Source organism: Hyphococcus lacteus (assembly GCF_041058985.1).
Classification (GTDB): Bacteria; Pseudomonadota; Alphaproteobacteria; order Caulobacterales; family Parvularculaceae; genus Hyphococcus; species Hyphococcus lacteus.
The window spans coordinates 415,471-439,932 of sequence record NZ_JBEHZE010000001.1 but is presented as its reverse complement, the minus strand read 5'-3'; the positions used below and the strand labels follow the sequence as shown (position 1 = coordinate 439,932).

At 49.7% G+C, this 24,462-nt stretch carries 24 protein-coding genes and 1 pseudogene; 13 read left to right on the top strand and 12 right to left on the bottom strand.

The features are described from left to right. Window positions 1-38: 38 nt before the first annotated feature. The 3 genes and pseudogenes from ABFZ84_RS02050 to ABFZ84_RS02040 form a co-directional block, all read right to left on the bottom strand. Window positions 39-854, bottom strand: a complete 816-nt coding sequence (locus ABFZ84_RS02050; RefSeq protein WP_369312246.1) for a hypothetical protein — start codon at window positions 852-854, stop codon at window positions 39-41. Window positions 855-1,211: 357 nt separating this feature from the next. Continuing rightward, window positions 1,212-1,526 (bottom strand): annotated as a pseudogene (locus tag ABFZ84_RS02045) (VOC family protein); the annotation flags it as partial. 44 nt (window positions 1,527-1,570) lie between these two features. Beyond that, on the bottom strand, window positions 1,571-2,599 hold the full coding sequence (locus ABFZ84_RS02040; RefSeq protein ID WP_369312245.1) for an AraC family transcriptional regulator: 1,029 nt from the start codon (window positions 2,597-2,599) through the stop codon (window positions 1,571-1,573). Between the two features lie 862 nt (window positions 2,600-3,461). Between ABFZ84_RS02040 and ABFZ84_RS02035 the strand changes: the two genes are divergently transcribed. From ABFZ84_RS02035 to ABFZ84_RS02015, 5 genes are all read left to right on the top strand, one after another. Next, window positions 3,462-4,760 carry an acetamidase/formamidase family protein gene (locus ABFZ84_RS02035; protein WP_369312244.1) on the top strand — a complete coding sequence of 433 codons (1,299 nt, stop codon included), beginning with the start codon at window positions 3,462-3,464 and terminating at the stop codon, window positions 4,758-4,760. A 175-nt stretch (window positions 4,761-4,935) separates the two neighbouring features. Then, entirely contained in the window at window positions 4,936-6,156 is a 1,221-nt protein-coding gene (locus ABFZ84_RS02030; RefSeq protein ID WP_369312243.1) for an aromatic ring-hydroxylating oxygenase subunit alpha, read from the top strand. Window positions 6,157-6,176: 20 nt separating this feature from the next. Next, window positions 6,177-6,551: a hypothetical protein gene (locus ABFZ84_RS02025; protein WP_369312242.1), complete on the top strand. Its 375-nt coding sequence runs from the start codon at window positions 6,177-6,179 to the stop codon at window positions 6,549-6,551. Continuing rightward, a complete protein-coding gene (locus tag ABFZ84_RS02020; protein ID WP_369312241.1) occupies window positions 6,551-7,063 on the top strand; it encodes a nuclear transport factor 2 family protein in 513 nt (170 codons plus the stop codon). Before ABFZ84_RS02025 ends, ABFZ84_RS02020 begins: the two co-directional genes overlap by 1 nt. Before the next feature lie 7 nt (window positions 7,064-7,070). Further along, the gene (locus tag ABFZ84_RS02015) at window positions 7,071-7,376 is read left to right on the top strand and encodes a non-heme iron oxygenase ferredoxin subunit (protein ID WP_369312240.1); all 306 of its coding nucleotides are present in this window, start codon (window positions 7,071-7,073) and stop codon (window positions 7,374-7,376) included. Between the two features lie 77 nt (window positions 7,377-7,453). Here the strand turns inward: ABFZ84_RS02015 and pcaD are convergent, their stop codons facing one another. From pcaD to ABFZ84_RS01985, 6 genes are read right to left on the bottom strand one after another with little or no spacing between them, the layout of a single operon-like run. Beyond that, window positions 7,454-8,239 carry a 3-oxoadipate enol-lactonase gene (gene pcaD / locus ABFZ84_RS02010; RefSeq protein WP_369312239.1) on the bottom strand — a complete coding sequence of 262 codons (786 nt, stop codon included), beginning with the start codon at window positions 8,237-8,239 and terminating at the stop codon, window positions 7,454-7,456. Next, complete coding sequence (gene pcaF / locus ABFZ84_RS02005; protein WP_369312238.1) at window positions 8,236-9,432, bottom strand: 3-oxoadipyl-CoA thiolase; 1,197 nt, start codon at window positions 9,430-9,432, stop codon at window positions 8,236-8,238. The genes pcaD and pcaF overlap by 4 nt, the downstream gene beginning before the upstream one ends. A 52-nt stretch (window positions 9,433-9,484) precedes the next feature. Next, window positions 9,485-10,192: a CoA transferase subunit A gene (locus tag ABFZ84_RS02000; protein ID WP_369312237.1), complete on the bottom strand. Its 708-nt coding sequence runs from the start codon at window positions 10,190-10,192 to the stop codon at window positions 9,485-9,487. Next, entirely contained in the window at window positions 10,189-11,094 is a 906-nt protein-coding gene (locus tag ABFZ84_RS01995; RefSeq protein WP_369312236.1) for a dioxygenase family protein, read from the bottom strand. Before ABFZ84_RS01995 ends, ABFZ84_RS02000 begins: the two co-directional genes overlap by 4 nt. 22 nt (window positions 11,095-11,116) lie before the next feature. Beyond that, window positions 11,117-11,401: a muconolactone Delta-isomerase gene (gene catC / locus ABFZ84_RS01990; RefSeq protein WP_369312235.1), complete on the bottom strand. Its 285-nt coding sequence runs from the start codon at window positions 11,399-11,401 to the stop codon at window positions 11,117-11,119. Beyond that, window positions 11,401-12,564 (bottom strand): muconate/chloromuconate family cycloisomerase, encoded by a 1,164-nt coding sequence (locus ABFZ84_RS01985; RefSeq protein ID WP_369312234.1) that lies wholly within the window; start codon window positions 12,562-12,564, stop codon window positions 11,401-11,403. Before ABFZ84_RS01985 ends, catC begins: the two co-directional genes overlap by 1 nt. 101 nt (window positions 12,565-12,665) lie before the next feature. On the opposite strand from ABFZ84_RS01985, the gene ABFZ84_RS01980 reads away from it, so the two are divergent. Continuing rightward, window positions 12,666-13,610, top strand: coding sequence for a LysR family transcriptional regulator (locus ABFZ84_RS01980; protein WP_369312233.1), 945 nt, complete (start codon window positions 12,666-12,668; stop codon window positions 13,608-13,610). On the opposite strand, the gene ABFZ84_RS01975 is transcribed toward ABFZ84_RS01980, so the two are convergent. Genes ABFZ84_RS01975 through ABFZ84_RS01965 form a run of 3 tightly spaced genes read right to left on the bottom strand, consistent with a single transcriptional unit; the run spans window position 13,572 to window position 16,359 of the window. After that, entirely contained in the window at window positions 13,572-14,798 is a 1,227-nt protein-coding gene (locus ABFZ84_RS01975; protein WP_369312232.1) for an NAD(P)/FAD-dependent oxidoreductase, read from the bottom strand. The two genes, ABFZ84_RS01980 and ABFZ84_RS01975, sit on opposite strands and share 39 nt — an antisense overlap. Next, on the bottom strand, window positions 14,795-16,006 hold the full coding sequence (locus tag ABFZ84_RS01970) for an SRPBCC family protein (protein ID WP_369312231.1): 1,212 nt from the start codon (window positions 16,004-16,006) through the stop codon (window positions 14,795-14,797). The genes ABFZ84_RS01975 and ABFZ84_RS01970 overlap by 4 nt, the downstream gene beginning before the upstream one ends. Then, window positions 16,003-16,359, bottom strand: coding sequence for a hypothetical protein (locus ABFZ84_RS01965; RefSeq protein WP_369312230.1), 357 nt, complete (start codon window positions 16,357-16,359; stop codon window positions 16,003-16,005). Before ABFZ84_RS01965 ends, ABFZ84_RS01970 begins: the two co-directional genes overlap by 4 nt. A 296-nt stretch (window positions 16,360-16,655) precedes the next feature. Between ABFZ84_RS01965 and ABFZ84_RS01960 the strand changes: the two genes are divergently transcribed. The 7 genes from ABFZ84_RS01960 (at window position 16,656) to ABFZ84_RS01930 (ending at window position 23,929) form a co-directional block, all read left to right on the top strand. Continuing rightward, window positions 16,656-17,396, top strand: a complete 741-nt coding sequence (locus ABFZ84_RS01960) for an aspartate/glutamate racemase family protein (protein WP_369312229.1) — start codon at window positions 16,656-16,658, stop codon at window positions 17,394-17,396. Window positions 17,397-17,425: 29 nt separating this feature from the next. After that, window positions 17,426-18,463: an AraC family transcriptional regulator gene (locus ABFZ84_RS01955; RefSeq protein WP_369312228.1), complete on the top strand. Its 1,038-nt coding sequence runs from the start codon at window positions 17,426-17,428 to the stop codon at window positions 18,461-18,463. 294 nt (window positions 18,464-18,757) lie between these two features. Then, window positions 18,758-21,175: a TonB-dependent receptor gene (locus ABFZ84_RS01950; RefSeq protein WP_369312227.1), complete on the top strand. Its 2,418-nt coding sequence runs from the start codon at window positions 18,758-18,760 to the stop codon at window positions 21,173-21,175. Window positions 21,176-21,226: 51 nt separating this feature from the next. Next, window positions 21,227-21,709 (top strand): nuclear transport factor 2 family protein, encoded by a 483-nt coding sequence (locus ABFZ84_RS01945; RefSeq protein WP_369312226.1) that lies wholly within the window; start codon window positions 21,227-21,229, stop codon window positions 21,707-21,709. Window positions 21,710-21,744: 35 nt separating this feature from the next. Then, window positions 21,745-22,998 (top strand): aromatic ring-hydroxylating oxygenase subunit alpha, encoded by a 1,254-nt coding sequence (locus ABFZ84_RS01940; RefSeq protein ID WP_369312225.1) that lies wholly within the window; start codon window positions 21,745-21,747, stop codon window positions 22,996-22,998. Between the two features lie 12 nt (window positions 22,999-23,010). Next, window positions 23,011-23,367, top strand: coding sequence for a hypothetical protein (locus ABFZ84_RS01935; RefSeq protein WP_369312224.1), 357 nt, complete (start codon window positions 23,011-23,013; stop codon window positions 23,365-23,367). A 172-nt stretch (window positions 23,368-23,539) separates the two neighbouring features. Then, window positions 23,540-23,929 carry a hypothetical protein gene (locus ABFZ84_RS01930; protein ID WP_369312223.1) on the top strand — a complete coding sequence of 130 codons (390 nt, stop codon included), beginning with the start codon at window positions 23,540-23,542 and terminating at the stop codon, window positions 23,927-23,929. The last annotated feature ends 533 nt before the right edge of the window (window positions 23,930-24,462 follow it).

Below are 24,462 nucleotides of genomic sequence, written 5' to 3'. Positions count from 1 at the left end.
TCAGCGTATTTCTTGGCGTTTTGATTGCAGATTATGCTCTACACAAAATAGTAGGCTCCCCAACCGAGACATACGAAGCCTGTGAGCGCGGCGATCTGCGTCATTGCAAGACGCTCCCCAGGGCTTTCGATCTTGTGGCTAGCAATCCAAGCGCCGCCAACGGCGATGATAAATCCAAGAGGGATGAGTATCGCGCGGAAAAGGATTTGCGCGCCCAAAAAGACATGGCGTTCTGGGCGATGTTGATGTTTTTTGCTACTCTGGCTGGGGTGGTTCTGCTCTATTCGACTTGGCGTGAAACGGTCGCCGTAACGCGCGAAACCCGGCGGATTGGTGAGGCGCAAACGCGCGGATATATTCAATTCATTCCAGTAGCCGTAACGCTTGATAAAGGGATATTTTTTTTTCGGTACAAGGTTCGGTGTAGGGGGCAGACGCCAATTCACAAATTTACTGTGAACTTTGGATGGGAATATAGGGGAATCGATTTTATCTTGAGCGAAGGTTACGAGCCTTATTTCAGCACAATAGGGTTTTCGATTACTGACCTTTTCCCGAGCGATGATTTTGTGACTAATGGGCATGGAACATATAGCAAATTCCTTATGGATAAGCTTAAAAAAGAACGCTCCGACCAATACGCAAGCTTTTTGGTTACAGCCAAGATGGCTTGGGTAGATTCTTTCGGGCTTGAACATCATCAAGAAACATTCATTCAGGCTAGGCTTGCCAGCCTTGATGATCATTCCACTGTAGATTTGGAGCGCATCTGGACTCGACCGGAAACTATTCGAGAACATCAACCCGACCTGAAACACCGTCCATAACACTAGCGCTAACACCAGCCCCTTCACCTAGCGCCCCCATGCCTGAGAGCGCTTGGTGCGTTTGCTACATAAGGCCGCTATTTAACGGGACAAGGTAGCAAGAGCAGGAAAATTTCGCGTTTCTGATATTGCTGGTCTAGACAATATTCCGAACATGGAAATCGTCGCCAGCTCCCTAATCAAAGAGCACAGAATGTTCTCGCTCGCCTTCGAGACCATGGAACATTGTCTGCGAACTAAGGGAGCATTTAGAAGGCTTGGCATTGCGCGATTAGATCGAGTTGGTTTGCCTACAAAAGGGCTGGGAAAAAACCGACAAAAGATTTAACCGGGAGGTGCGGTTCAAAATATTCCGCGCCCTCGACAGGCAACGTTTTAAAGGCGTTATGCGGCCCCACCGGTCAAGTCTTCGGCAAGCATCAGCGCATTACCGTCTGGGTCGTAAAATGTCGCGGTTTTGACCATGCCTTCGACGACGTCGGTGTCGCCATCGAACTTGACTTCGGCCTGTTCCAGTTTTTGCCGCGCGCTATCCAAATCGGCGATCCCAAAAACCGGAACACAGTTGCCCGGCACGGGTTTGGTATGTTCCCCAAAACCGATCACAACGCCGGGCGTGTTTGTCTGCATCTCGGACCACCCTGCCTCGTCAGCATGGTAAACCAGCTCAAATCCCAACATGCTTTGGTACCACTTTGCAATGTTTGAGTGAGGGGTCTTAAAGCATCAGGTGCACTGACTATTTACTGATATTTTTTAAGAGTTTGAGATGGAAGTTCACCAAACAGTTCATTGTAGTCGCGTGCGAACTTGCTCAAATGTGTGAAACCACAAGCCATAGCAACATCGGTGACTGACTCGTTTCTGTCTGTTGCTTCTTTCAGACGTTTTCGCGATAGCTGTAAGCGATATTCTTTAAGATAGCGCATAGGCGTCGTGTTTCGGAACTGCTGAAAGCCTGTATGAAGCGACCGTGCGCTAACGCCAGAAATTGCCGTCATATCTTGTAGACTTATTGTCGTGGTGGCATTGGCGCGAATAAATTCCTCGACTTTGCGAACGTAATAGGGTGCCGCAGGTGACTTGTTACCGATATATAGGTCTGAATGATTATGTGGGGCGGCGGCGAAGATTAAATGTTTTATCGCGTGTTCGACCGCATTGCATGATCGTTCGTGGCCGTAGGCGTCAAGGTCCTCATCCACATCAGCGCATATGGTCTGTATAAGGTTGGAAAGGCATCGGGCTTCACCTTTCATTTCAATCGGGCCAGGGGCAAATTTTAACGCAGGTCGTACAAGTCCAATTTCCTGAAACAAAGCGGCCTCTAAGCTGTGCTTAGATACTTTCACGGTGAAGTGCTTGTAGCCATGATCTAAAGTTTGGCTCATTTCGTCATCAGGCCCAATGACACAAAACTGGCGGGGACCTAAAACAAAGCGTTTACCATTTTGAACAATTTCGGCGGATCCCGCCAAGGTGAATTGTAAAAGATAGATGCCACCAGAAGGCGGAATTTTTATGTTAACGCAGCCATATGGGTTACCATAATCAGTGGCGTTAAATGTTATATTGGCGAGTGTTTTACTGTTGTGTCGAAACGCAATGGGTGGCACGCCCCCAGTAAGTGTCAGGCTATGCTCACAGAACACACTGCTCATATGAGCATGGATTTCATCTATATCTTCTGTACACAGCTTATTGAAGCGGTGAAGAGGTAAGTCGCGTTGGTGAGTATCACCTGCAACCGCATTGGCGTCCGTCATTTTCATAACACTACCTCCTTAACCCACGGTATTATCAGTCATATTTTTGCAATAATCAAGATTTCCAGTTGAGTACGTTGTGAGGAGGCATGTTCTCTTTCATTTATTTGAGTCGGCGCCATTAAGCATAAAGCGACGGTGAAAGAGGTCAGTAGAGTCTTGATGCTGACAAAGTTTAGTAAGTTAAGTTGGTGCTTGTTACTTGTAGCGAGCTTAAGTGATTCCCGAAAAGTCGCACTTGTGTGGTGTAAAGGTCTGTGATGAATCGCGCTTAAGTGTATGACCGCCGATCTGAGATCAGGCTCAATTATTTGGCTTAAAAGTAGAACATTTGGCTGCGATACGGCGATGTCCGGGGTTAACGACGCAGAATCCGCATTCGACCTATGCGTTATCCGATTTTCCTATGGCGGGTGGTTGTCCCGAATGGCGAGCAGGTTCAGCGATATTTCGAATGCCATTTAAACGAGTACAATCTACAAGAATATATCCGAGAAAATACAGTGGCTATCATTACGGGTGGAGCTACTTCGATCGGCGCGGCGATCATGCGTAAGCGCAACCAATAGGGCACACGCCGATGAAGTCACCGTTCCTTACAACCCTATCGGCCGTGTGGCTGATGCTGAGGCGTTTGCTTCGCTGATTGGCTATTGCCTGCGGAAATGCGGTTTTCCCGAACTAACGGGATTATATAGGCTGTAGCTTTAGTGAAGCATGTCAGCCCAGACTTGCCCAAACCTTATCGAACGCCGTAAGCGCGTTATAGGCTGTCCCGCCATCGCGACTCACTCGTGATCGCGGGCTAGGCTTTGGCTAATTACTCCATGGGCGAATGCTAAAACGTAATTGTTACGAGGAGCTACCCATGGCCGAAATACGCGATGAAATAGGTGTTTTCGACTATAGCGGAGGGATTGTTGGGCCAGGAATCGCCCCAGCCGCGACGATTAAAGATGGGGGCCTGATACGGTCGGGGACGCCACCCGGGTGTTGGGGGCCGATGATCACACCGAAATTTCAAGGTGGCCACGAGGTCACGAAACCCGTCATGATCGACGGTGCTGAGATTGGTGATGCTGTTGCGATACACCTCAATAGAGTTCGTGTAACATCGCTGGCGACCTCGTCTGGGGTTATGGAATTTGTTGACGGTCGTTATATCGGTGACCCTTTTGTTGCAAAGCTGTGCCCTGAATGCGGCACTACGGCACCGGCAAGCCATATCGAAGGCATTGGCGATGATGCGGTACATTGTGATGTCTGCAATGCAGAGGTGAATGCGTTTCGTTTCAGCAATGGATACGTCATTGTTCTGGACGAGAAAAATCAAGTTTCATTGACCGTGAATAAGCAAGCGGCAGAGAAAATCGCCGCTGATGCGGAGGTTAATGCATCCATTCCTGAGCATTCCGATCAGCACTCGATCCTTGCGCTTGCACGAGCTGATATCGCTGGCCTTGCCGCAAAGGTGCAACCATTTCTTGGCAATATCGGTACGATCCCGTCTCGTGATCTGCCGGACTCGCATAATGCTGGTGACTTCGGATCGTTTCTTATTGATGCTCCGCATGGGTATAGTTTTACGCAAGCGGAACTTGAGCAGCATAAAACCGATGGCCACATGGATACGAACTCGGTTCGCGAGGGTGCTATTTTAATTTGTCCCGTAAAAGTAGCGGGCGCTGGCGTCTACATGGGCGACATGCATGCCCAGCAAGGGAATGGCGAGATCGCGGGGCACGCGACGGATGTGTCTGGCGAAGTCGAATTGAAAGTCGATGTGATCAAAGGCTTAGAGATCGACGGCCCAATCCTATTGCAACGCCTTGATGATCTGCCATTCCTCGCAAAACCCATGAGCGCTGCTGATCGAAGTGCGGTTCAGGCGCTTGGTAAAAAATATGGCCAACATGAAATCGAAGATAATGCGCCAATTACCTTTATTGGTTCGGGTGCTAATCTGAATGATGCCACTGAGAACGGCCTTAGACGCGCGGCCAGCACGACCGGTCTGCCATATGACGAAATTCTGAACCGCGCCACGATCGCGGGCTCTATTGAAATCAGCCGCTTGCCCGGCGTAGTGCGCGTTACGTTTTTATGTCCGCGCTCCATTTTGAAAAAGATGGGTATCCTGCACCTGATTGAGGCGCAGTACGGCTAGGGTTTTACTAATCATGCGGAGCGCTTCTAGCACTCTGCGGGATCGGGATAGCGCGCTATCGGGTGCCCCGGCAAAATATTTCTACGTTTGAAAGCGTAATGATTGAAGTCGGGAAGGGGTCTAAACGACCCCACCCAAACCTTATACGCGGCGATATGCCGGGAGGAGTTATAAAGTGGCTGTACAGACGAGCTCGACAGAGAAAGATCCAGGGCGCTGGGCACGTAAATATCCTGAATTAGGTCAGGAGCCGCTGCCTGTTTCTCCTTATATTGATCCAGAATACTATGAGAAGGAAAAGGCGAAAATCTTCAAAAAAGAGTGGCTCTATGTCGCTTTAGAACGTGAAGTTCCGTCGCCGGGTAGCTATAAAGTCAGGCGAATTGATGCCGCCGATACGTCGATTATTATTATGCGCGGTAAAGACAATGTAATCCGCGCATTCCATAATGCATGTTCGCACCGCGGCAATACTGTGGTTACCGAAAAGGGCCAAGAAACCTACGGGAAAAACCGTGCCGGTGTGGTTACCTGTCGTTTTCATGGGTGGGTGTATGACGCAAAAGGCGGTTTGGTAAGCGTACCGCAAGAAGACCGCTTTTATAGTTGTTTTGATAAAAAAGATAACGGCCTAACCGAAGTTCACTGTGATACTTGGGCTGGTTTCATTTTCGTGAACGTTGATCCTAATCCTGTAAAGCCGCTCAATGAATTTCTTGGTGGGTATGCGGATCACTTTGGCGGATTTGACTATGACACTTGTGATCATGGATTTACCTATCACACCACATTGGACTGCAACTGGAAGGTGGCTTCGGATGCATTCGCAGAGGCGTATCATGTAGATACCATTCATGCCGGTTCGTTTCCTAACGTCTTTGAGGGCGCGATCGAGGACGTAGAATTATTTGGTGCACACCGAACCTGTTCTGTGAGGTTACAGGTCGAGAATCTTCCGCAGACGCCAATCGGTGATCTTGCGAACGAACGTTCGCGCGGGTCTTTGGCCGCCGTGGGCGGGGCATCGACATTGCCGCCAACGCTAAACCCAAATCGTGACGAAGATTGGGGTTTTGAATTGAGTGTCTTGTTTCCAAGTGTGCTTTTGCATGTTTCTGAAGGTATTTGGTTTACGCACCAATTTTGGCCGATTGCCCATGATAAAACCTTGTGGGAAGGAAAGTATTACCTGAAAAAGCCTCGTACACACAGCGAGTTGTGGGGCTTTGAGCGCGCCATGGTTCTGCAACGCAATGCATGGCTAGAAGACACGGCGACGATGGAAGATACCTATCGGGCAATGTTGTCGGGTGCGAAGAAATACCAGCATTTGCAAGACGAAGAAATTTTGATCCGCCACAACTGCAAAGTTGTTGACGATTATGTTGATTCTTAAGATTCAGGAGATCATGTCCGATGGAAAATGAAATGAACGTGCCCGCAGGATTTGAAGCGTTACGAAGCTTTGCCAAGTGGAATTTGATGACAGCCGATGAACGGACCGCTGCACGCCGCGAAGCTAGTACTGAAGAACTAAAAGAGTTTTATGATGCGATCTTACCGCATATTGAAGCCGTGCTCGATGAGTGTGACAAGTTCGAGCTTGGTGAACTTCCCGAAAGCCATCGCGGTATTTTTAATATCGCATTATCAATGGCAGAAATTGCTCCGCACATAGAGTTCTACAAAGGTGATCCGGGTGTTCCGTTTGCTTTTGAAGAAGAGCGTTTTATTGCGGTTCATGGGTCGGACGAGACATGGCAGGCATTGCCGCCTAATGGCCCACGATAATGAGTGATAGCACTCTGGAATTGCGGGTGCGTCGCATGGAGGCGTTTGAGGCGATCCGTCAGCTGATCGCCACTTATGCCGTTGGCGCGGATCGTAAGAACGATCCGGCAATTTTGGGGCCATTGTTTAGTGAGACCGCGATTTGGGAAGCAGACGGTGTTGCGCAATTAAAAGGCCGGGACGCTATTGCCGAAGGGCTTTCCGGGCTTGCGCGCGAATTCGTGACTTGGTCGCTTCACTACATGGTGTCACCGTTAATTACTATCGACCAGGACGTGCAAAGAGCAACATGTCGTTGGTACTTGTGGGAACTATGCACAATGAAGCACGAAGGCGGCGTTGCTGATACTTGGTATGGGGGCTGGTATGATAGCCGGTTGAGTATTCACGACGGTGAATGGTTGTTTGATTGGGTCAAGCTGGACCCGCGTCTTGCGAGCGCAAATCAGACGCCGTGGACGGGGAAGACGCCGATTGATTTAGACGCGACCCCGCCGTTTGAGTTGAGGTGATTGGGTAATGGTACAAATACTCTGTAGTGTTGAAGACGTCTCCGAAGATGAGCCGTTACAGGTGAAGTTATCTGACGGTCACGCTGTTGCTGTTTATCGTTGGGAGGGGAAATTCTATTGTACGGATGATCTTTGCACGCATGGCGATGCGTCATTGGCCGAAGGGTATGTCGAAGACGGCGAAATTATCTGTCCCTTTCATCTAGGGTCATTTTGTATAAAGAGCGGCGCTCCGCGCACGGCACCATGTTCCGAACCTATCGCGACCTATGTGGTGACCGAAAAGGATGGCAATCTTTTAATTGATCGATAGCGTAGGAATGCCATATATTATGGCATTCCTTGGTTCGAGACATATCTTGATTTTTGAACGCTCTTGGTTTGAGAGGCTTAATCGAGAAAATTCAGAACGGCCTCATTGAACTCTTCTGATTGTTCAATATTCGATAAATGTGCGGCGTCTAACAAAATATGACGCGCGCCCGGAATCGCGGCTGCCAAGGCTTCTCCCTGCGCTGGGGGCGTTGCGGGGTCACGCAAGCCACTAATAATCAGTGTAGGGCAGGAAATAAGACCGACGACAGGGCGCTGATCCATGTCACGAATAGCTGCGCAACACCCCGCATAACCCTGCGGTTTACAATTTTCAAAGACATACCGAACGTCTTGGATTTTATCGGGGAAGGTGTTCAAGAATTCTGGTGTAAACCAGCGATCCAACACGCCATCTGTGATCGCGCGCATACCATTCGTCAGGACCGTATCAATCCGTGTTTGCCAGCTAGAAGGGGGCCCCATATAGGCGGCCGTATTCGCGAGGACAACGCGGTCTATTCGGTTTGAAGCGTGGACACCAAGCCATTGGCCGGTCATTCCGCCAAGGGAAACACCGCAGAAGGAGATCCTGTCGATTTTGAGCGCGTCGAGGAGTTCCAAGACATCAAGGCCAAGCCGGTCAAGGCCGTAGGCTCCGTGTGGTGCATCTGATTGACCATGCCCCCGTGTGTCGTAGCGCAGGACCCGGTAACGCTTCGTGAAATCAGTAAGCTGATTGTCCCACATTGTGTGGTCAGTGCCGAGCGAGTTGGATAAAAGCAATGTCGGCGCGTCATCCGGGCCGTCTATTTGCCACGCGATAGAAGCGCCGTCACTCATGATTGCTATGTTTTTGGTCATGATACGCGCTCCATCGCTAATGAAAGACCTTGGCCGACCCCGACACACAAGGTCACTATTGCGCGCTTCCCACCGGATTTCTCAAGGGCGCGTAGCGCGGTGAGGGCGAGCCGGGCCCCCGACATGCCGAGTGGATGTCCGAGAGCAATCGCGCCGCCATGTGGGTTGACATGGTCTGCGTCATCCGGCAGCCCGAGTCCGCGAAGAACCGCAAGTGACTGCGCGGCGAAGGCTTCGTTTAATTCAATGATATCGACCGACGCGATTGACCAGCCTAGCCGGTCCAGTAGTTTCTTTGTTGCTGGAACTGGACCGATACCCATAACGCGCGGTGCGACGCCGGCCGAGGCCAAGCCACAGATACGAGCGCGAGGCACAAGGTTTTGTTTCTCGGCGGCTGCGGCACTTGCCAATATAAGTGCTGCCGCGCCATCATTCACACCCGAGGAATTCCCCGCCGTCACTGAACCGTCCGGGCGCGCAATGGGCCGTAATTTCCCTAACGATTCAAATGATGTGTCTCGTGGATGTTCATCAAGTCGCATCAAGTTGGGTTTGTTGGGTGAGCCAATGTCGATGGGCATTATTTCGCCGGAAAAAAAATCACGCGAGGCGGCGACGCGTTGTTGGCTGCGCAGGGCAAAGCGGTCTTGATCGTCGCGGGAAATGTTATGATCATCCGCTAGGTTTTGTGCTGTTTCCGGCATTGAATCGACACCGTATGCCTCGCGCATTTCCGGGTTAATCAGTCTCCAGCCGATTGTTGTGTCTTCCAGTTGTTGTGTGCGATCAAATGGCTTTTCACTTTTCGCCATGACAAAGGGTGCGCGGCTCATGCTTTCGACACCGCCGGCAATCATTAGATCCGCGTCGCCGGCTTTGATCGCACGTGCCGCCGAACCAATCGCATCAAGACCGGAAGCACACAGACGATTGACGGTCATACCGCCAACTGATTCAGGCAGGCCCGCGAGGAGGCTCGCCATACGGGCTACATTACGATTGTCTTCACCCGCTTGATTGGCGCAACCCAGAATTACGTCATCAATCGCATTCGGATTAAGGTGGGGGGTTCGAGCAACAATTTCCCGTATCACGAGCGCAGCCATATCGTCAGGACGGATTTTAGAAAGCGCGCCGCCAAATCTACCAATCGGCGTTCGCACTCCATCACAAATGAATACTTCCGTCACCTAACTGTCTCCTGATATGCAAACGCACGTTGATGGTATTGGGTGGACTATTTCAAACTTCTTCGCGCTTACGGACCGTGCGATTTTCGATACGTTTTTCATTGATCGTTGAGAGAACGACGCGGTCTACAAAAATGCCGGGTGTGTGCACATGGTCAGGATCGAAGGTCCCGTCAGGAACGATCTCTTCCACCTCGGCCACAGTGACCTTGCCAGCGGTTGCCATGTTCGGATTGAAATTGCGTGCAGTTTTACGAAATTGAAGGTTGCCCGCATGATCCGCACGCCAGGCTTTCACGATTGAAAGATCAGAACGAAGCCACGTTTCGCGAATATACTCGCGGCCCTCGAATGTTTCCGTGGCCTTACCTTCGGCCACGATGGTTCCAACACCGGTGGCTGTATAAAAGGCTGGAATTCCGGTACCGCCAGCCCGAATGCGCTCGGCCAGTGTACCTTGGGGGGTGAGTTCAAGTTCTAGGTCACCGGACAAATATTGTTGTTCAAAAAGTTTGTTCTCGCCCACATAGGAAGAGATCATTTTGTCGATCTGTCGCGTCTCTAACAGCATCCAAAGCCCAAAACCATCAGCACCGGCATTGTTAGAGATAACTGTGAGATTCTTAACGCCTGCGGCACGAATCTCGGGGATTAGGCTTTCTGGATTACCAGAAAGCCCAAAACCACCTGACATGATCGTCATGCCGTCAAACAACAATCCATCTAGCGCTGCTGCAGGTGTATCAAATAGTTTGTTCATGCAGATGCACGCGCCCGTTTAGAAAAGCTCTGGTCGCCATCTGATTTTGCACGTTGAAGTTTGAAATCAAAATGAATTTCGGAGCTACCGCTACTGCGATCAGGGACGGGTAACAATCCTTCGCGTGTTCCAAACGCAAAATCATCATGTGCGTGTGGGTCATCGCCAAAATTAATCTGTGTCGTGAGGGTGCGATATCCCGGTGCTTCAATGAAGAAATGCACATGGGCAGGACGATTACCATGTCGCCCAAGCACCTTCATCAATTGATCTGCGGACCCTCCAGGCGGAACCGCATAACCGCACGGCATTTTTGAATGGAAGGAGTATCGACCATCTTCACCGAGCTTGATGCGACGGCGGTTATTGAAAGGGCTTTGTGTTCCCGTGGGATCAAAATGTGAATAAAAGCCTTTCGAATTTGCATGCCAAACATGCATAATTGCATCTTTCACTTGTTCGCCATCGGGGCCGGTGATGCGTCCGGACATGACCATCGTTTCGGTATCGTCGGGGTCATCAGTTAGGTTCACATCGTTTGTCTTTGACAGATCGCCCTCGATTAATGGGGCACCCGCTACATAAAGGGGGCCCTCGATAGTTCGTGGCGTGCCACCCTCCAGGCCAGCTTCGGCGTCCTTTGCATCCATGTGTAAATCCAGGAAATGCTCTATGCCAACGCCAGGCGCGATCAAGCCAAATTCCCCTACACCGTCTTGGAGAAATTTCAGGGCGACCCAGAATTCATCTTCGCTGATATCGTGCTTTTCTATGGTGGTCATCAGCCCTTCCAGCAAATCACGCATGATCGATTTGACTCTCGGATTGCCACCACTTTGGTTGATGCCCGCAGCAGTATCGAGTAGATCCTGAACTTGTTTAGAATTGACAATATCAGTCATGGTTTCCTCCTTATTTTCTTATTCAGTCATCGATGATCGCAGACGGGTGGCGGCAAAGCGCCGTCACTTCGGTCGACATGAATGGAAACAGCGGTAGATTTATAAGTATGTCGTGCAACTCGGCAGCATCGCTGACGTCGAATATACTGATATTGGCGTATTGCCCCGCTATACGCCACAAATGCTGCCATTTGCCTGATCGTTGCAAATCCTCAGCGCGCGCTTTTTCGGTTTGTTTCAATTTTTCGAAAGTATCAGAATCAAAGTCTGGCGGAACATTTACATCCATGCGTACCATGAACAACATCAGGCAGTTCTCCTATTAGTTTGGCTGTGAACACTTCGTGTTGGCCCATCGCGTCGGAAATTTTTGACTTTATCCATATCAAGCTGCACGCCGAGACCAGTCCCAGTTGGAACATGCAAAGAAAAGTCACTATAAGTTAGTGGTGTCGCGAGAATGTCTTCGGTTTGAAGTAGTGGAGCAAAAAGCTCAGTTCCCCAATCAAGTTTCTCAAACGTGGAAAATAATTGTGCTGAAGCGGTCGTGCCAATCCCGCCCTCAAGCATTGTGCCGCCGTAAATACCGATATTCCCTGCTGTTGCGATGGCCGCGATTTGCCCGGCTGCGAAAAGCCCGCCTGACTGTGCAGGCTTGATAGAAAAGGCATGCGCCCCGCGATGCCGTGCGATGTCTAGTGCGTCGCCAGGCCCGTTCAGTGTCTCATCCGCCATAATTGGCACTGGTGAATTGCGCGTTAGTTGCTCCAATCCAACACGGTCAGCCCGATGCACGGGCTGTTCGATCAGATCGACACCGGCATCAGCGAGCATTTTTGCGCCGCGTGTCGCCGTGTGTTGATTCCACGCTTGATTAACATCGACCCGAATGGATGCCCGATCCCCTAATGCGCGTTTGATGGCGGCGACATGGGCAACATCTTCTTTAAGGGGGCGTTTGCCAATTTTAAGTTTGAAGACATTGTGACGCCCGCACTCAATCATCTGAGTGGCTTCGTCAATATCGCGATTGGTGTCACCACTCGCTAACGCCCATAAAACAGGCAGTTTATCGCGCAACCGACCGCCCAATAATTCAGACATAGCCACGCCTGATCGTTGCGCCGCAGCGTCGAGAAGCGCGCATTCCAAAGCGTTTTTTACGAAATGATTGCCAACCACTTGGCTGCGCAGCAAGGCCATAGCGGCGGCGGGAATTGTCGCATTCTGACCAAGCAGCAGGGGCGTACAATAAAGATCAATAGCGAGCTTCATCCCTTCCGGGCTTTCATCGCCGTAGCTTAAGCCGCCGATTGTGGTGCCTTCTCCAACCCCAACAATTCCATCCGAGCAGGTAACAAAAACAAACATCATTACTTGCTTGTTGATTGATGTCATCGACAAAACATGTGGACGGATGGTTGGAACATCAACGATCCAGGTATCAATCCGGTCTATTGTAATCGCCATCCAACCCTCATGTAATTTATTGAAAATAGGGGTTTAATAGGTTCGGAGATCTTGTCGGTCAAAGACCAATGAGGCAAAATGGAATACCTGAAAGGTATTCTATGGAAATCCGACACCTTCGTTACTTCGTGGCCGTCGCCAATGAGCGAAACTTTACCCGCGCGGCTGAGGCGTTGAATATCGCGCAACCGCCGCTTAGCCGACAAATACGACAACTCGAAGAAGAGGTGGGGAGCACGCTGTTTGATCGAGCAGCCCGCCCGATCAAGCTGACCCAATCGGGGCGTTTGCTTTATGAATATGCCGCACAGGTACTTTCTGGCATGGACCAGTTGCAAGCGACCATGCGGCAAGCTGCGAGTGCGCAGCGTCGTCGCTTTGTGATTGGGTTTGTGGGGTCGACGCTTTACGGATTGTTGCCAGAGGTGATCCGCCGGCTTCGTCGGCACCTCGATCAAGTGGATGTATCTTTGCTCGAATATTCCACCGTTGAACAGATCGCTGCCCTGAAGGACGGTAGAATCGATATCGGATTTGGGCGGTTGCAAATTGAGGACCCTGGGATCAGGCGTATCGTTTTGGCAAATGAAAAGCTGGTTGCTGTGCTTCCGGCGGATCATCCGCTTGCAGAAGGAAAAAACCCGATAGGCTTGGCTGATTTGGTGAGCGAACGGTTGATCGTTTATCCGCGTCCGGTACGCCCGAGCTATGCCGATCAAGTTCTGGGCGTTTTCCGTGATGTGGGGCAACAGCCGAAATCGATAGTGGAGGTTCGAGAATTGCAAACGGCGATCGGTTTGGTTGCGGCCTATGAGGGCATTTGCATCGTTCCGGAATCGGTACAGCGATTGCGACGAGACGACATTGCTTATGCGCCGATTACAGATAGCGAAGCGCAATCGCCGATAATGATGATTCACCGAGTTGGCGATGTTACGAGTGAATTGACTGCACTGATAAAAATCAGTCGTGAATTGCATGCAGAAAGTATTGTTGACGCGCATGACTCAAACAAGGGATCTGAGCGGAACCGCGATATCGGCTAACTGAATTGGATCAGGTTGCGCCCCCTGTTGGATCAGTTTTCTAGCGGCCATGAAATCGCGCGGAGAGTTAACGCAATCTATCGCAACGACGCGATTGTCACGGGTGTATATAACTGAAAACTTTTTATCTTCAATTCGCCCACGGATGACCGTGTCATACTCGACCCCTAACAACCCTGCTGATTGTAAGCGGATATTGTATTGATCTGACCAGAATGTGGGGACTTGTGAGTAGGGAATTGATTCCCCGAGAATTAATTCCGCTGCGACGGCCGCCGAATCCTGTGCGTGTTGGACTGACTCTAAGCGCCATGGGCCGCCAGCAAAAATATTGGGGTGGCGTGAGCAATCACCGATCGCCAGAACATTCGGGGCAGAGCTACGGAAGCTTTCATCAACAACAACGCCGTGATCACATTCTAAACCAGCGCCTTCGGCAAGCGTAGTTTCAGCGTCAATACCAATGCCACACACAACAAGTTGCGCAGGTATTTTCGTGCCGTCTTCCAGAAGAACAGATGAAACGTTGCCGTCGCCTTCAAAGGCGGTGACCCCATGTTTAAGATAGAACTGCACGCCTTCATCGCGATGTTGAGATTCGATGAATTCAGAAATGGTAGGGGAGGTGACCCGCGCAAGCACGCGTTCTTGAGCTTCGATCACGGTTACATTTTTGCCGAGGGTGCGAGCTACGGCGGCGAATTCAAGACCTATAAAACCTGCGCCGACAACCGCAACATCTTCGACCAAGGCAAGCTCAGTGCGAATGCGCTCTACATCGTCGATATTTCGTAGGCAATGAATACCGGTAAGATTGGCACCAGGACTGTTAAGGTAGCGCGCGCGTCCACCAGTCGCCAAAACGCACCAATTAAAACCAATGCGCCGACCATCAGAGAAAGTAATTTCGGAATCTTTGTGATTAAGCGCAGCGACGGGCGATCCTAATTCAAGGTCTACTGAATTTTCATGCCAATATGCTTCGGGACGGATGAGTAGCTTAGCTGTCTCTAGGTTGCCAAGCAAATAGTCCTTTGAGAGTGGCGGACGCTCATAGGGCAGGCTTAATTCGTCTCCAACCAATAAGATGGAGCCGGCGAAATCTCTCTGCCGAAGAGAAATAGCCATAGCGGCACCAGCATGGCCAGCACCAATGATTACGACGTCATAATGATTGCTGATGGTCAAGCCAACCTCGGATGATTTGAATCGTATTTTTTAATGCATTGATCAACACCACTGCCCAAATGGCGGGCGAGAATTTCTTCGTCTTGAAAATGGATGTGTTTTTTTGCGCCCGATTTAAGCCGTGAACTAATCAATTCATGTGTGTAGCAATCTTCCATCATCGGATCGCGCAGGCTTACTTTTGAATATTCGAGCGCGAATAGCTCACCTGCGGTTTTTACTGGAGGATAGTAACCATTGATCTCCCAAATGCTGCGATCAACAGCGACGGGCCAAATGTTGAATGTAAAATATAGACCATCCAGTAGGCCGACAAAAAAGTTAGGAAAGATGTGCCAGAAATCGAATGAACCTCGAAAGTTATAGCTGTCGTCGTTGTTTTCAGCCTTGGTCCCAAACGCTTGCATTGTTCCCGTACCAAATTGGCTGGCGAGTGCAGCAGTTGGCGGAAGTTCATGCGACTCGGGCGGCGGAGAGCCTAAAACACCATGCAGGCCATGAAGCTCAATTCCGGCATGACGATATTGGCGACCATCAATTTTGACGGCGCGCGCCAGCGTTTTCTCGTGGAGATATGGTAGATGCCAGCCTTCCAATTGAGCCTCTTGCAAGGTTTTCCAATTGACATTTTCATCTATGCGATAGGAAAAGGCAGGGGTGAACCCGTTAAAATCAAATCGACCAATATCATCAGATATCGGAGCAAGGTGTTCGGCTAACGTCTCTTCAGGTGTCTGGGCCATGTTGATGAAGATGAAATTCTTCCAGACATCGCAATGAACTTCGGTTAATCCGTTTTCTTCTGCCTTTACGGAGGGAAAGTTCTCAGCATCAGAGACCTGAACTAATTTTCCTGTCAGGTCATAGACCCATCCATGAAACCGGCACGCTAGATACCCTTTACAACTTCCCTGTTTATCCCAGGCAACTGGGGCACCACGATGGGAACACATATTGTGAAAGGCGCGAATTTTTCCGTCTTTACCGTGAATAATAAGAAGGGATGTATCCAAAATTTCAAGATCGACAACGAAATAGTCACCCGGTTTTCGGACTTGCAGCGTGTTGCCAACATTTAGCCATTTACGACGGAACACCGCTTCGCGTTCGCGCTCGAAATAATCCTTTGAAGTATAGCGCTCAATTGGTACCGGCTCTTGGCTCTCTTCAGGGTATTGTTTCATGAAGCGGCGTGGGGAATCGCTCATTTTTCACCTCTATTACCGGTTAGCGGCCATTTATCATGCACCGGAACAAAACGCTGAATTGGAAAGACATATTTGGGTTGCGGGTCTTCGTACATTTCTATTGTTGCTGCCGCTTCTGCTAAAGCCAAACACATATCAAGCAATGCGCGATCAGCACCCGAAATGTTTTCAAGAGAAAATTGATTTAAGTATTCGAGGGCGGCTGGTCCGCGAGCCAGCATTGCATCATAGAACTTTTGGCTTTCATCCAAAGTCACCGACCAACGTTTTTCGTTGCGGCCCAACTCTGTTGGGCGGGCCCAATCGATAAATGGCATTAGGTCTTCAAAACCCTCGGGAAGCTCAGCTGTCACGATGTTCCGCTCCATTTCTATTTATGCGGAGGATGAAAGGTAGATGGCCAACCAGCTATCCGGTTGGTGCAAGACATGACCCCTCAGCGCTATATCCGGCTTTTCTTGCAGAAAGCACTGAAATGCTCTTTGGAGGGCGCGTATGAAGTAGCGTGATACCCTGCGGGTCTAGTGGTTTTGCGTTTGGGTATTGGACAATCGGTGGTGTAGTGCGCAATTTTTGCGAAGCACCGTGGTTGTCGCGGCGTGATGACCGGTTGTTTTCTGAGTAACCATTTCAAAAAGGGGTGACTAGAGTGGGCCGTAAGATAAAAATGATCATCCCTGTACCGGTGCCGGATGCTGCGCTTGCGGCGTTCGCAAGTCAGATACCAGACACTATCATTCCCTCTGATACACAAGTCGATTTTGTTTGCGCGGCTAAAGGCGGTGGGACGCTTGATTCCATTTATGAGGGTGTGATCGCTGATGCCTATTGTCTCGAAGCTGGCGCACGTGCCGAAGAAGAGGGGTATGACGCCGTTTGTGTCAACTCTATGAGCGATTCTGGGGTGACTGCGTTACGCTCGCGGCTCTCCATTCCTGTGGTCGGAACTGCGCAAGCTTCATATCATTTAGCATGTCAGTTAGGAAAGAAATTTTCTATACTGAGTATGTGGGATAGATGGCTGTGGTTATACGACAAGGTTCTCCGCGAGCAGGGATTGGCGGACAGAGTGGCATCGATAAAGTCAATTGACGTTAGACCAGACACCGCCGAACTATTAGCGGGTAAAGAAGACAGCGTATTCCCACTCTTGTTAGATGCGGCGCAGACGGCATTGAAAGAGGATGGTGCAGACGTTCTGGTCCTCGGCTCAACTACCATGCACCAGTCGCATGCCTACTTGTCCGAGCGACTATCGGTACCTGTGCTGAATCCGGGTCTGGTGGGTTTTGCAACGTGTACGATGCTGATCAACCTCGGTGCTACGCACAGTAAGCGGAGTTTTGTACCGCCAGATAATATAATTGATGACGTCTTCTCAAGGGCATAATGGAGGCGGAGAACTGAAGGGAAAAACCAATGTTAATGCAGACTCAAAATCATCAATATTGGGATGGAACGGGGCTGCCACTTTCGCATATGGCGCGAATGGTTAGTCAGGATATAGACGAAGTGCACGATCATATGTGCCAGATGTTTTGCCCTCACGAGCTTCAAATTACGGGCGGATGCCCGCCCATTGAATTTCGTCATCATCAGGCGTCTCTAAATTCAGTAACCTTTAACGCAACCGACTACGGCAACCCTTATGGCCGTGTGGTCGTCAGTATACCGCCAATGGATGCGTTATATTTAGTGCAAATAGCGCTGAGTGGCGTAGCGGAAATTACGCAAGGTGATACAGCGTTTGCGCTGCGCCCTGGTGAGATGTGTGTGCTCGACCCTGAGGAAAAGGTTCGTCAGGTGTTTTGTGAAGGATACAAACATTTCACCGTAAAAATGTCTAAGGAAGGTCTCGAATCGGTGCTAATGCAGGAGCTGGGGTTCAAGCCGAACGAGCTCCATTTCTCGCCAAAGCCGGTACGGTTTGAGGGGCGGTCTGTTGCTTTTGCTAGGCTTGTACGCACCATTTGTGATGATTTGGATAGTGGCTCATCGGCATTCGAGCATTCCCGCGCATCAAAAGGGGTTGAGGAAACATTACAACGTCTCTTGCTGGCGGCTGTACCGCATAATCACAGTGATCTTTTTGATGCTCCGAAATCAGTCGCGGCACCATATTATGTTCGGCGTGTTGAGGCGTTCATCAATCAACGAATTAGCGATCCGATTTCTATGGACGAGATGGTTTCTGTATCCGGAGTGTCGGCGCGGTCACTGCATGCTGGTTTCAGACGTTTTCGCGATACAACACCGATGAACTACCTAAAAAACCGCCGCTTGCTTCTCGCGCATCGTCAATTGCTGAACGGTGCAGACCTAGGTGTAACGGTCACTGATGTGGCGCTTGGGTGTGGCTTTACCCATCTGTCAAAATTTGCGCGGGACTATCACGAGCGTTTCGGTGAGCGCCCGTCGGAAACACTCAAAAAAATTGGACGAAATTGCGCCAGCTAAATACTGCTGTGATCGTCTGAAAACCGTTTCAAGCGCCATTACTCCAAATGTGATGTAGAAGGCCACCGTGCGCTACTTTTCGGATATCGCTTCGATGGAAGCTTATTGAATCGCGCTGTGATGCTTCATGCAGCACTGTGGGGCTAGCTGGATTTCTTAGATTAGAAAGATATTAAACCTCGTACAGAAGGGGCGGGCTCTTTGCACCCGAACAGATCGTCCTACTGACAGTTCCGCTTCTGGGGAAGGAAGCACGTCAATTGGAAATGGGTGTTTGGAAGGATAGAGAAAACGATGACTACTGAGGGAAATAAAACCAAAAACCTACTATCGTCCCGCTTTGGTGCCGGATTGCGGCATTTGCGCGGCGGGCTATTGCTTAGTGCGTGCTTTTCTGGGGCTATGATGCCGGTTTCTAGCGCGGTGGCGCAAGATGAGGCTACCGGCGCGCAATCAACTGCCGGAATTGAGGTTATTACTGTTACGGCTCGTCGCCGCGCAGAGTCTTTACAGGATACGCCAATCTCGATGTCTGCGGTAACAGCGACGGGCCTTGAAGACCGGGGCATTGATACTGTGACAGAGATTGGAGACTTCACCCCTAATGTGAAGTTCAATAGCTCGGTCCCGGTTTCAGCCAGCAATGCAACCGCCGCAATTTACGTGCGCGGAATTGGTCAAAACGACTATCAGCTTTCTGCTGATCCGGGCGTCGGTCTTTACCTTGACGGTGTTTATATTTCGCGCGGGGTTGGCAACGTGCTCGATGTTCTTGATGTCGAACGGATTGAAATTCTGCGGGGCCCACAGGGCACACTCTTTGGGCGCAACACTATTGGCGGTGCTGTAAGTGTGGTGTCGAAAACACCCGATGAAAATCTCGGGGGTACGTTAGCGCTCACAACTGGCCGATTTGATCGTTTTCAGGCTAAAGGTTCGATTAATCTTCCGATTGCGGAAGGTGTTTACGCCAGCCTTGCCGGGTTCTATCACACACGTGATGGGCATGTAGAAGGTGTCCTTGCTGAAGCACCAGATTTAGGGGATACGGATCAGCTTGCTGGGCGTTTTGCGCTTCGCCTTGAGCCGACTTCGGATCTTACCATTGATATCTCTGCGGATGGATCGCGATCACGTGAAAATTCTGCCCCGGTCGTTGCATTGACAATTAACGAAAATGCGCCGGCAGCGCAGGCTTGGAACGCTGCTTTCTCCGGGGCACCCGGCATTTGTACGGATACATCAAATGCTGCACGGCTTTCGGATCAGCGTTGCTTCAATAGCCAATGGGCACTCGCGCCCTATCAACACGGCGGTACGTTCACGGCTATTTCTGACGCGTTCACCAATGGCAATCCAGAACCTTATCGCTCTGGATCGGATGTGAATATCTGGGGCGTTTCAGGCACCGTAAATTGGCAAGCGACTGACGCGTTGTCGATCAAGTCGATAACGGCATACCGTCAGGTGACGGGTTTCTGGACACGCGATTCGGATCATAGCCCTGCGAGTATTGTTCAGACAAACAGCGATTGGACGCAAGATCAGTTCTCTCAAGAGGTTCAGCTTTTGGGCGACTTTATGGATGGTCGTATAAATTGGGTGCTGGGCGGATATTATTCGAACGAAAGCGGGAATCACAAAGATCTCGTCAACATTGTTGATTCTATTTTTCTCAGTGGTGCCGTGTTGGATGGTGAGAGTTTAGCGTTTTTCGGTCAGAGTACGGTTGAAATTCTACCTGACCTAAATCTTACTGCTGGTGTGCGTTGGACGCAGGATGAAAAAACGTTTGATAACGCAAACCAATATGTTGTCGAGGCTGGCTTCCTTACCGGCTCACCATTCAATCCAGATGGTTCGGGTCTGCAAGATGGCGATCCGTTGATGGGCCCGTTGGGACAGACAGCGAGCATCAAAGACGAAGCATGGACTCCGATGGTTAGTCTTTCTTATCGGTTTAGCCCGGAGGTCATGACCTATGTCTCCTATTCGCAAGGGTTCAAAGGCGGCGGTTTCACACAACGTGTCTTCCCACCTTTCGCTTTCATTCCCTCCTTTGCGCCAGAGACAAGCACAACCTATGAAGTTGGCTTTAAGTCAGATCTTTTTGACCGTCGTATGCGTGTGAACGGAGCAATATTCCAAAACGATTACGACAATCTTCAGATTACTGTGAACGACCCGACATTGGGTTTTGCGCCGATTATTCAAAATGCCGCGAAGGCCCAAATCAGAGGTTTTGAGCTTGAGATGCAGTCCCGTCCGGTTGGCGAATTGTCCATCGAGGCCGGAATTGGTTATCTTGATGCAAAATATAAAAGTGTTGATATTCGTGCATTAAGCGCCGGTGTTGACGTCGATTCTAAACTGCAAAACGCACCAAAATGGACACTCAGTGCGAGCGCATCATATGATATCGAAGCTTCAGGGTTTGGTACTTTCCGACCGCGCGTAGATTGGTCATATCGTTCAGAGGTTTTCAATGATGCCGTTAACACGCCGCTCTTGGTGCAGGACGGATATCATTTGCTCAATGCGTCAATCGCTTTCGAGGCTGACGATAGTGACTGGGGAATATCATTTGGTGTGAAAAATCTGACCAAAGAAGTCTATCTCGGATCTGGTTACGTGGATGATTTCGGTGGTTTGGTTGAAGGCGTCTATGGCCGACCACGCGAATGGTATCTGACTGCGAAATATTCTTACTAAAGCGGTAGTGCTGTTCTCAGCTGAGAATGTAACAACTGAAAATGGTGTGCGGTGTCTGAACTAACCTTGGAAAACCGACTTCGGCGTCTAGAGGCTTTGCGTTCGATCGACGATCTAATTGTCGATTTGGGTAGGGCCTTTGATGCCGGACCATCGGCGACAGAACTGTTACCCCTTTTTACGGATGACGCCGTATTTATCATTGATCAGTATGGAGAGTTAAAGGGTGCGCAGTCAATAGCCGATGGTGTGGCCGGCAATGCAGAGACCGGTTTTAGTTGGACGTTGCATTACCTTGCTTCGCCGAAGGTAGAGCTTGATGCTGACTCTGCCGCCGGAACGGTAGAGTTCTATCTGTGGGAAATTGCGACTTCAGCTAGCGATAAAGCCTATTGGATCGGAGGGCGCTACATAGCTGAAATTAAATCCGATAACGATAAATGGAAATTTTCTCGGCTCGAGTTGATCGCTGATTTAATTTCTCATTACCCTGAAGGGTGGCATGAAAAGCCCGCTGCCCTTGAAAAAGCATAACGTCAAAAAACGAATTCAGCGTAAAAGAGGAAGCCATGAGTATAAGTGAAGCAGGAAAGCGTCGAGATGGATCTGAAGCATTCAGCCATTTAAACCGATCAATCGAATCTATTCGATCCGAGTTAGGTGTTGACCCTGTTTCGATCGATGCGATCAAGGATCCAACAGTGTATGATCTTGAACGCGAAAAAATATTCGGGCGTTGTTGGCTAAAGGTTGCGACCAATTGGGAAATTCCGGAGAAGGGTGATTACAAAGTAAAAGAACTTGCGGTTGCTGATGCATCTGTACTCATTGTTCGCGGAAAAGACGGGAAAGTCCGTGCATTTCATAATGTGTGTACGCACCGCGGGAACAAAGTTGTTCCAACAAATGATTTCGAAACATTCGGCAACGCCCGGGCTAATGTTTTATCGTGCCGGTTTCATGGTTGGGTTTTTGGGACCGATGGTGCTTTACGTTCAGTGCCATTGGAAGATCATTTTGGATCGTTGGATAAATCCTGTTTGGGCCTAAAAGAAATTTCTTGTGATACGTGGCAAGGCTTCATCTATATTAACTTTGCTGATGAACCTGAACAGTCGCTTGATGAATATCTCGGTGATTTCGGAAACCTATTCGCTGGCTATCCTTATCACGAAGCGACGACCGCTTTTCGTTATTCGACAGTGCTAGAATGTAATTGGAAGGTGGCCCTTTATGCCTTTTCAGAGGGCTATCACGTGCCCACCATTCATGCAGGCTCTCTGCCCGGATTTCGAGGGATCGAACATAGCGAGTTCAAGTTAATTGGTCCGCATGCATCTTCAACTATTTACGGACTAGGGATGGAAACGGCAGAATCGACAGCCAAGTTTGCTGGTTTGCTCCACAGCGATGAGCATCATGGTCCGCGCCGAGATTTTTTACCACCCGGCATTAACCCGACAGAGCGAAGCGATTTCCAATTCGAATTGCCGAATATTTTTCCGAATTTTATCATTCACCTCGCATCTGGTTGTGGATACCCTGGTATGGCTTATTTCACGCATCAGTTCTGGCCATTGGATCACGGGAGAACCCTCTGGGAAGGGATCAATTATTTCCGACCAGCGCGAAACGCGGCCGAACGGGTGGCGCAGCTACATGTCAATGCAATTCACCGAAACGCTTGGCTCGAAGATACTGCGACGATGGAAGACACTTTTACCGGAATTCGCTCTGGCGCAATCAATGAAATGCAACTGATGGATCAGGAGTTTTTGATCCGACATGCTGCGCGGACACACAGCGAATATCTGAACGCGTAAGGACGAAATACGATGATTAAACTACCAAAAGACTTTGCAGACCTAGAAGCCCTTGCAGGGAAGTGGGCGCGCGGAACCGAGCACGAACGTAATGAAATACGCTGGACGGCATCGGTCCAAGATTTTGCGGAGTTTTATGAACAAGTTTTACCAAAGCTTGATTCCATTCTCGGTGAATTAGCGAAACATGCCCTCGATGAGATGGATGGGCAGACCGAAAACTTATTTAATTTAGCGACTGCATTCGCTGAAGCAGCCCCGCACCATGAGTTATATGATGGAAGCCCCGTTGTTCCTCATAGCTTTTCAGCCCGGCGCTTTGTCCCGGGTCATGGCGATCTTGCTTCTAGCGAGGTGCACTTGCGTTAGGTGGTGATACTGGAAGAAGCGTATAGTATGGCGTAGCGCATCCGGTGTTCCTCTTCACTTGCCTGTCGGGGTGCGGCAAGAAGGCAATATTGCTCTTTTCCTGAACCATCGCTTATAGTTGCATTGGAGTTTTCCTTTTGGGGGGAAGCATTACTTCAAGGGCACCTTGCATATGCTTATGTTTCTAAACAATCACATGCGCCTGATCGCATGTGCCGCTATCGCCTTGTCTATTATAACGTGGGCGACTGATATTACTGGCATTGTTTATGAATGCCCTTATTGCCGAACGCAAAGAACCGTTATTGGGCTTCTTGGCTTACTTATGCTGTTTCCCCGACCATTCCATTGGATTGTAAAATACCTTGCGGCTGTCGTCGGTGCTTTTGGTTTTTCCGTCGGTAGTACGCAGCATTTTTCAGGGTGGAGAAAAATCATGGGGAATGAATTTGAATGGGGGGAGCAATGGTTTTTAAACTCATGGATGCTCTCAGGGTTCGCGCTGTTTATCATCTCCGGCTTGGTTTTGCTGATTTTTTCTGCGACACAGCCAAAAAAATGAGATCAGACATTTCTATAGTCTGTTGACATTATCACCATTCAAAACCCTGCATTATTATGTAGTTTGAATAGCTTTCGCGCTTTTGAACCGCGCCTTTTGGTCCAAAGGTGCTAAAACTATTGATGCACATGCGGGGATTTTCTTGTCTCCTAGCGGCACTAATTTCCGTAGGGGCTGACTGGCATGATCGGACGATAACCGCAGTTTTGACGGCGCTTGAATACAGACCGACAAGCGACCGAACGGTAGATGAAATATTGATTACCCAACCCTTGAGGTCAGGCCGCGGCTGTAGGCATCTAGGTAACAAAACAGATGCCAATGTGTTGACTGCATCCGGGTTCAAGTTTGGGGATGATTTTGCCGGGCCGGGTGACGAATTTTATCCGAAATGATTACAGCGGAACCTGATCAATCGCGATTTTTTGACGCAAATTGCTTTTTTATTTTTTATTTTATCAGGAATTCAGTAGGCGCACTATATGCGTTATTCGTAAAACCGTCATAAAAAATTTCTTAGTTTTTATGACGTT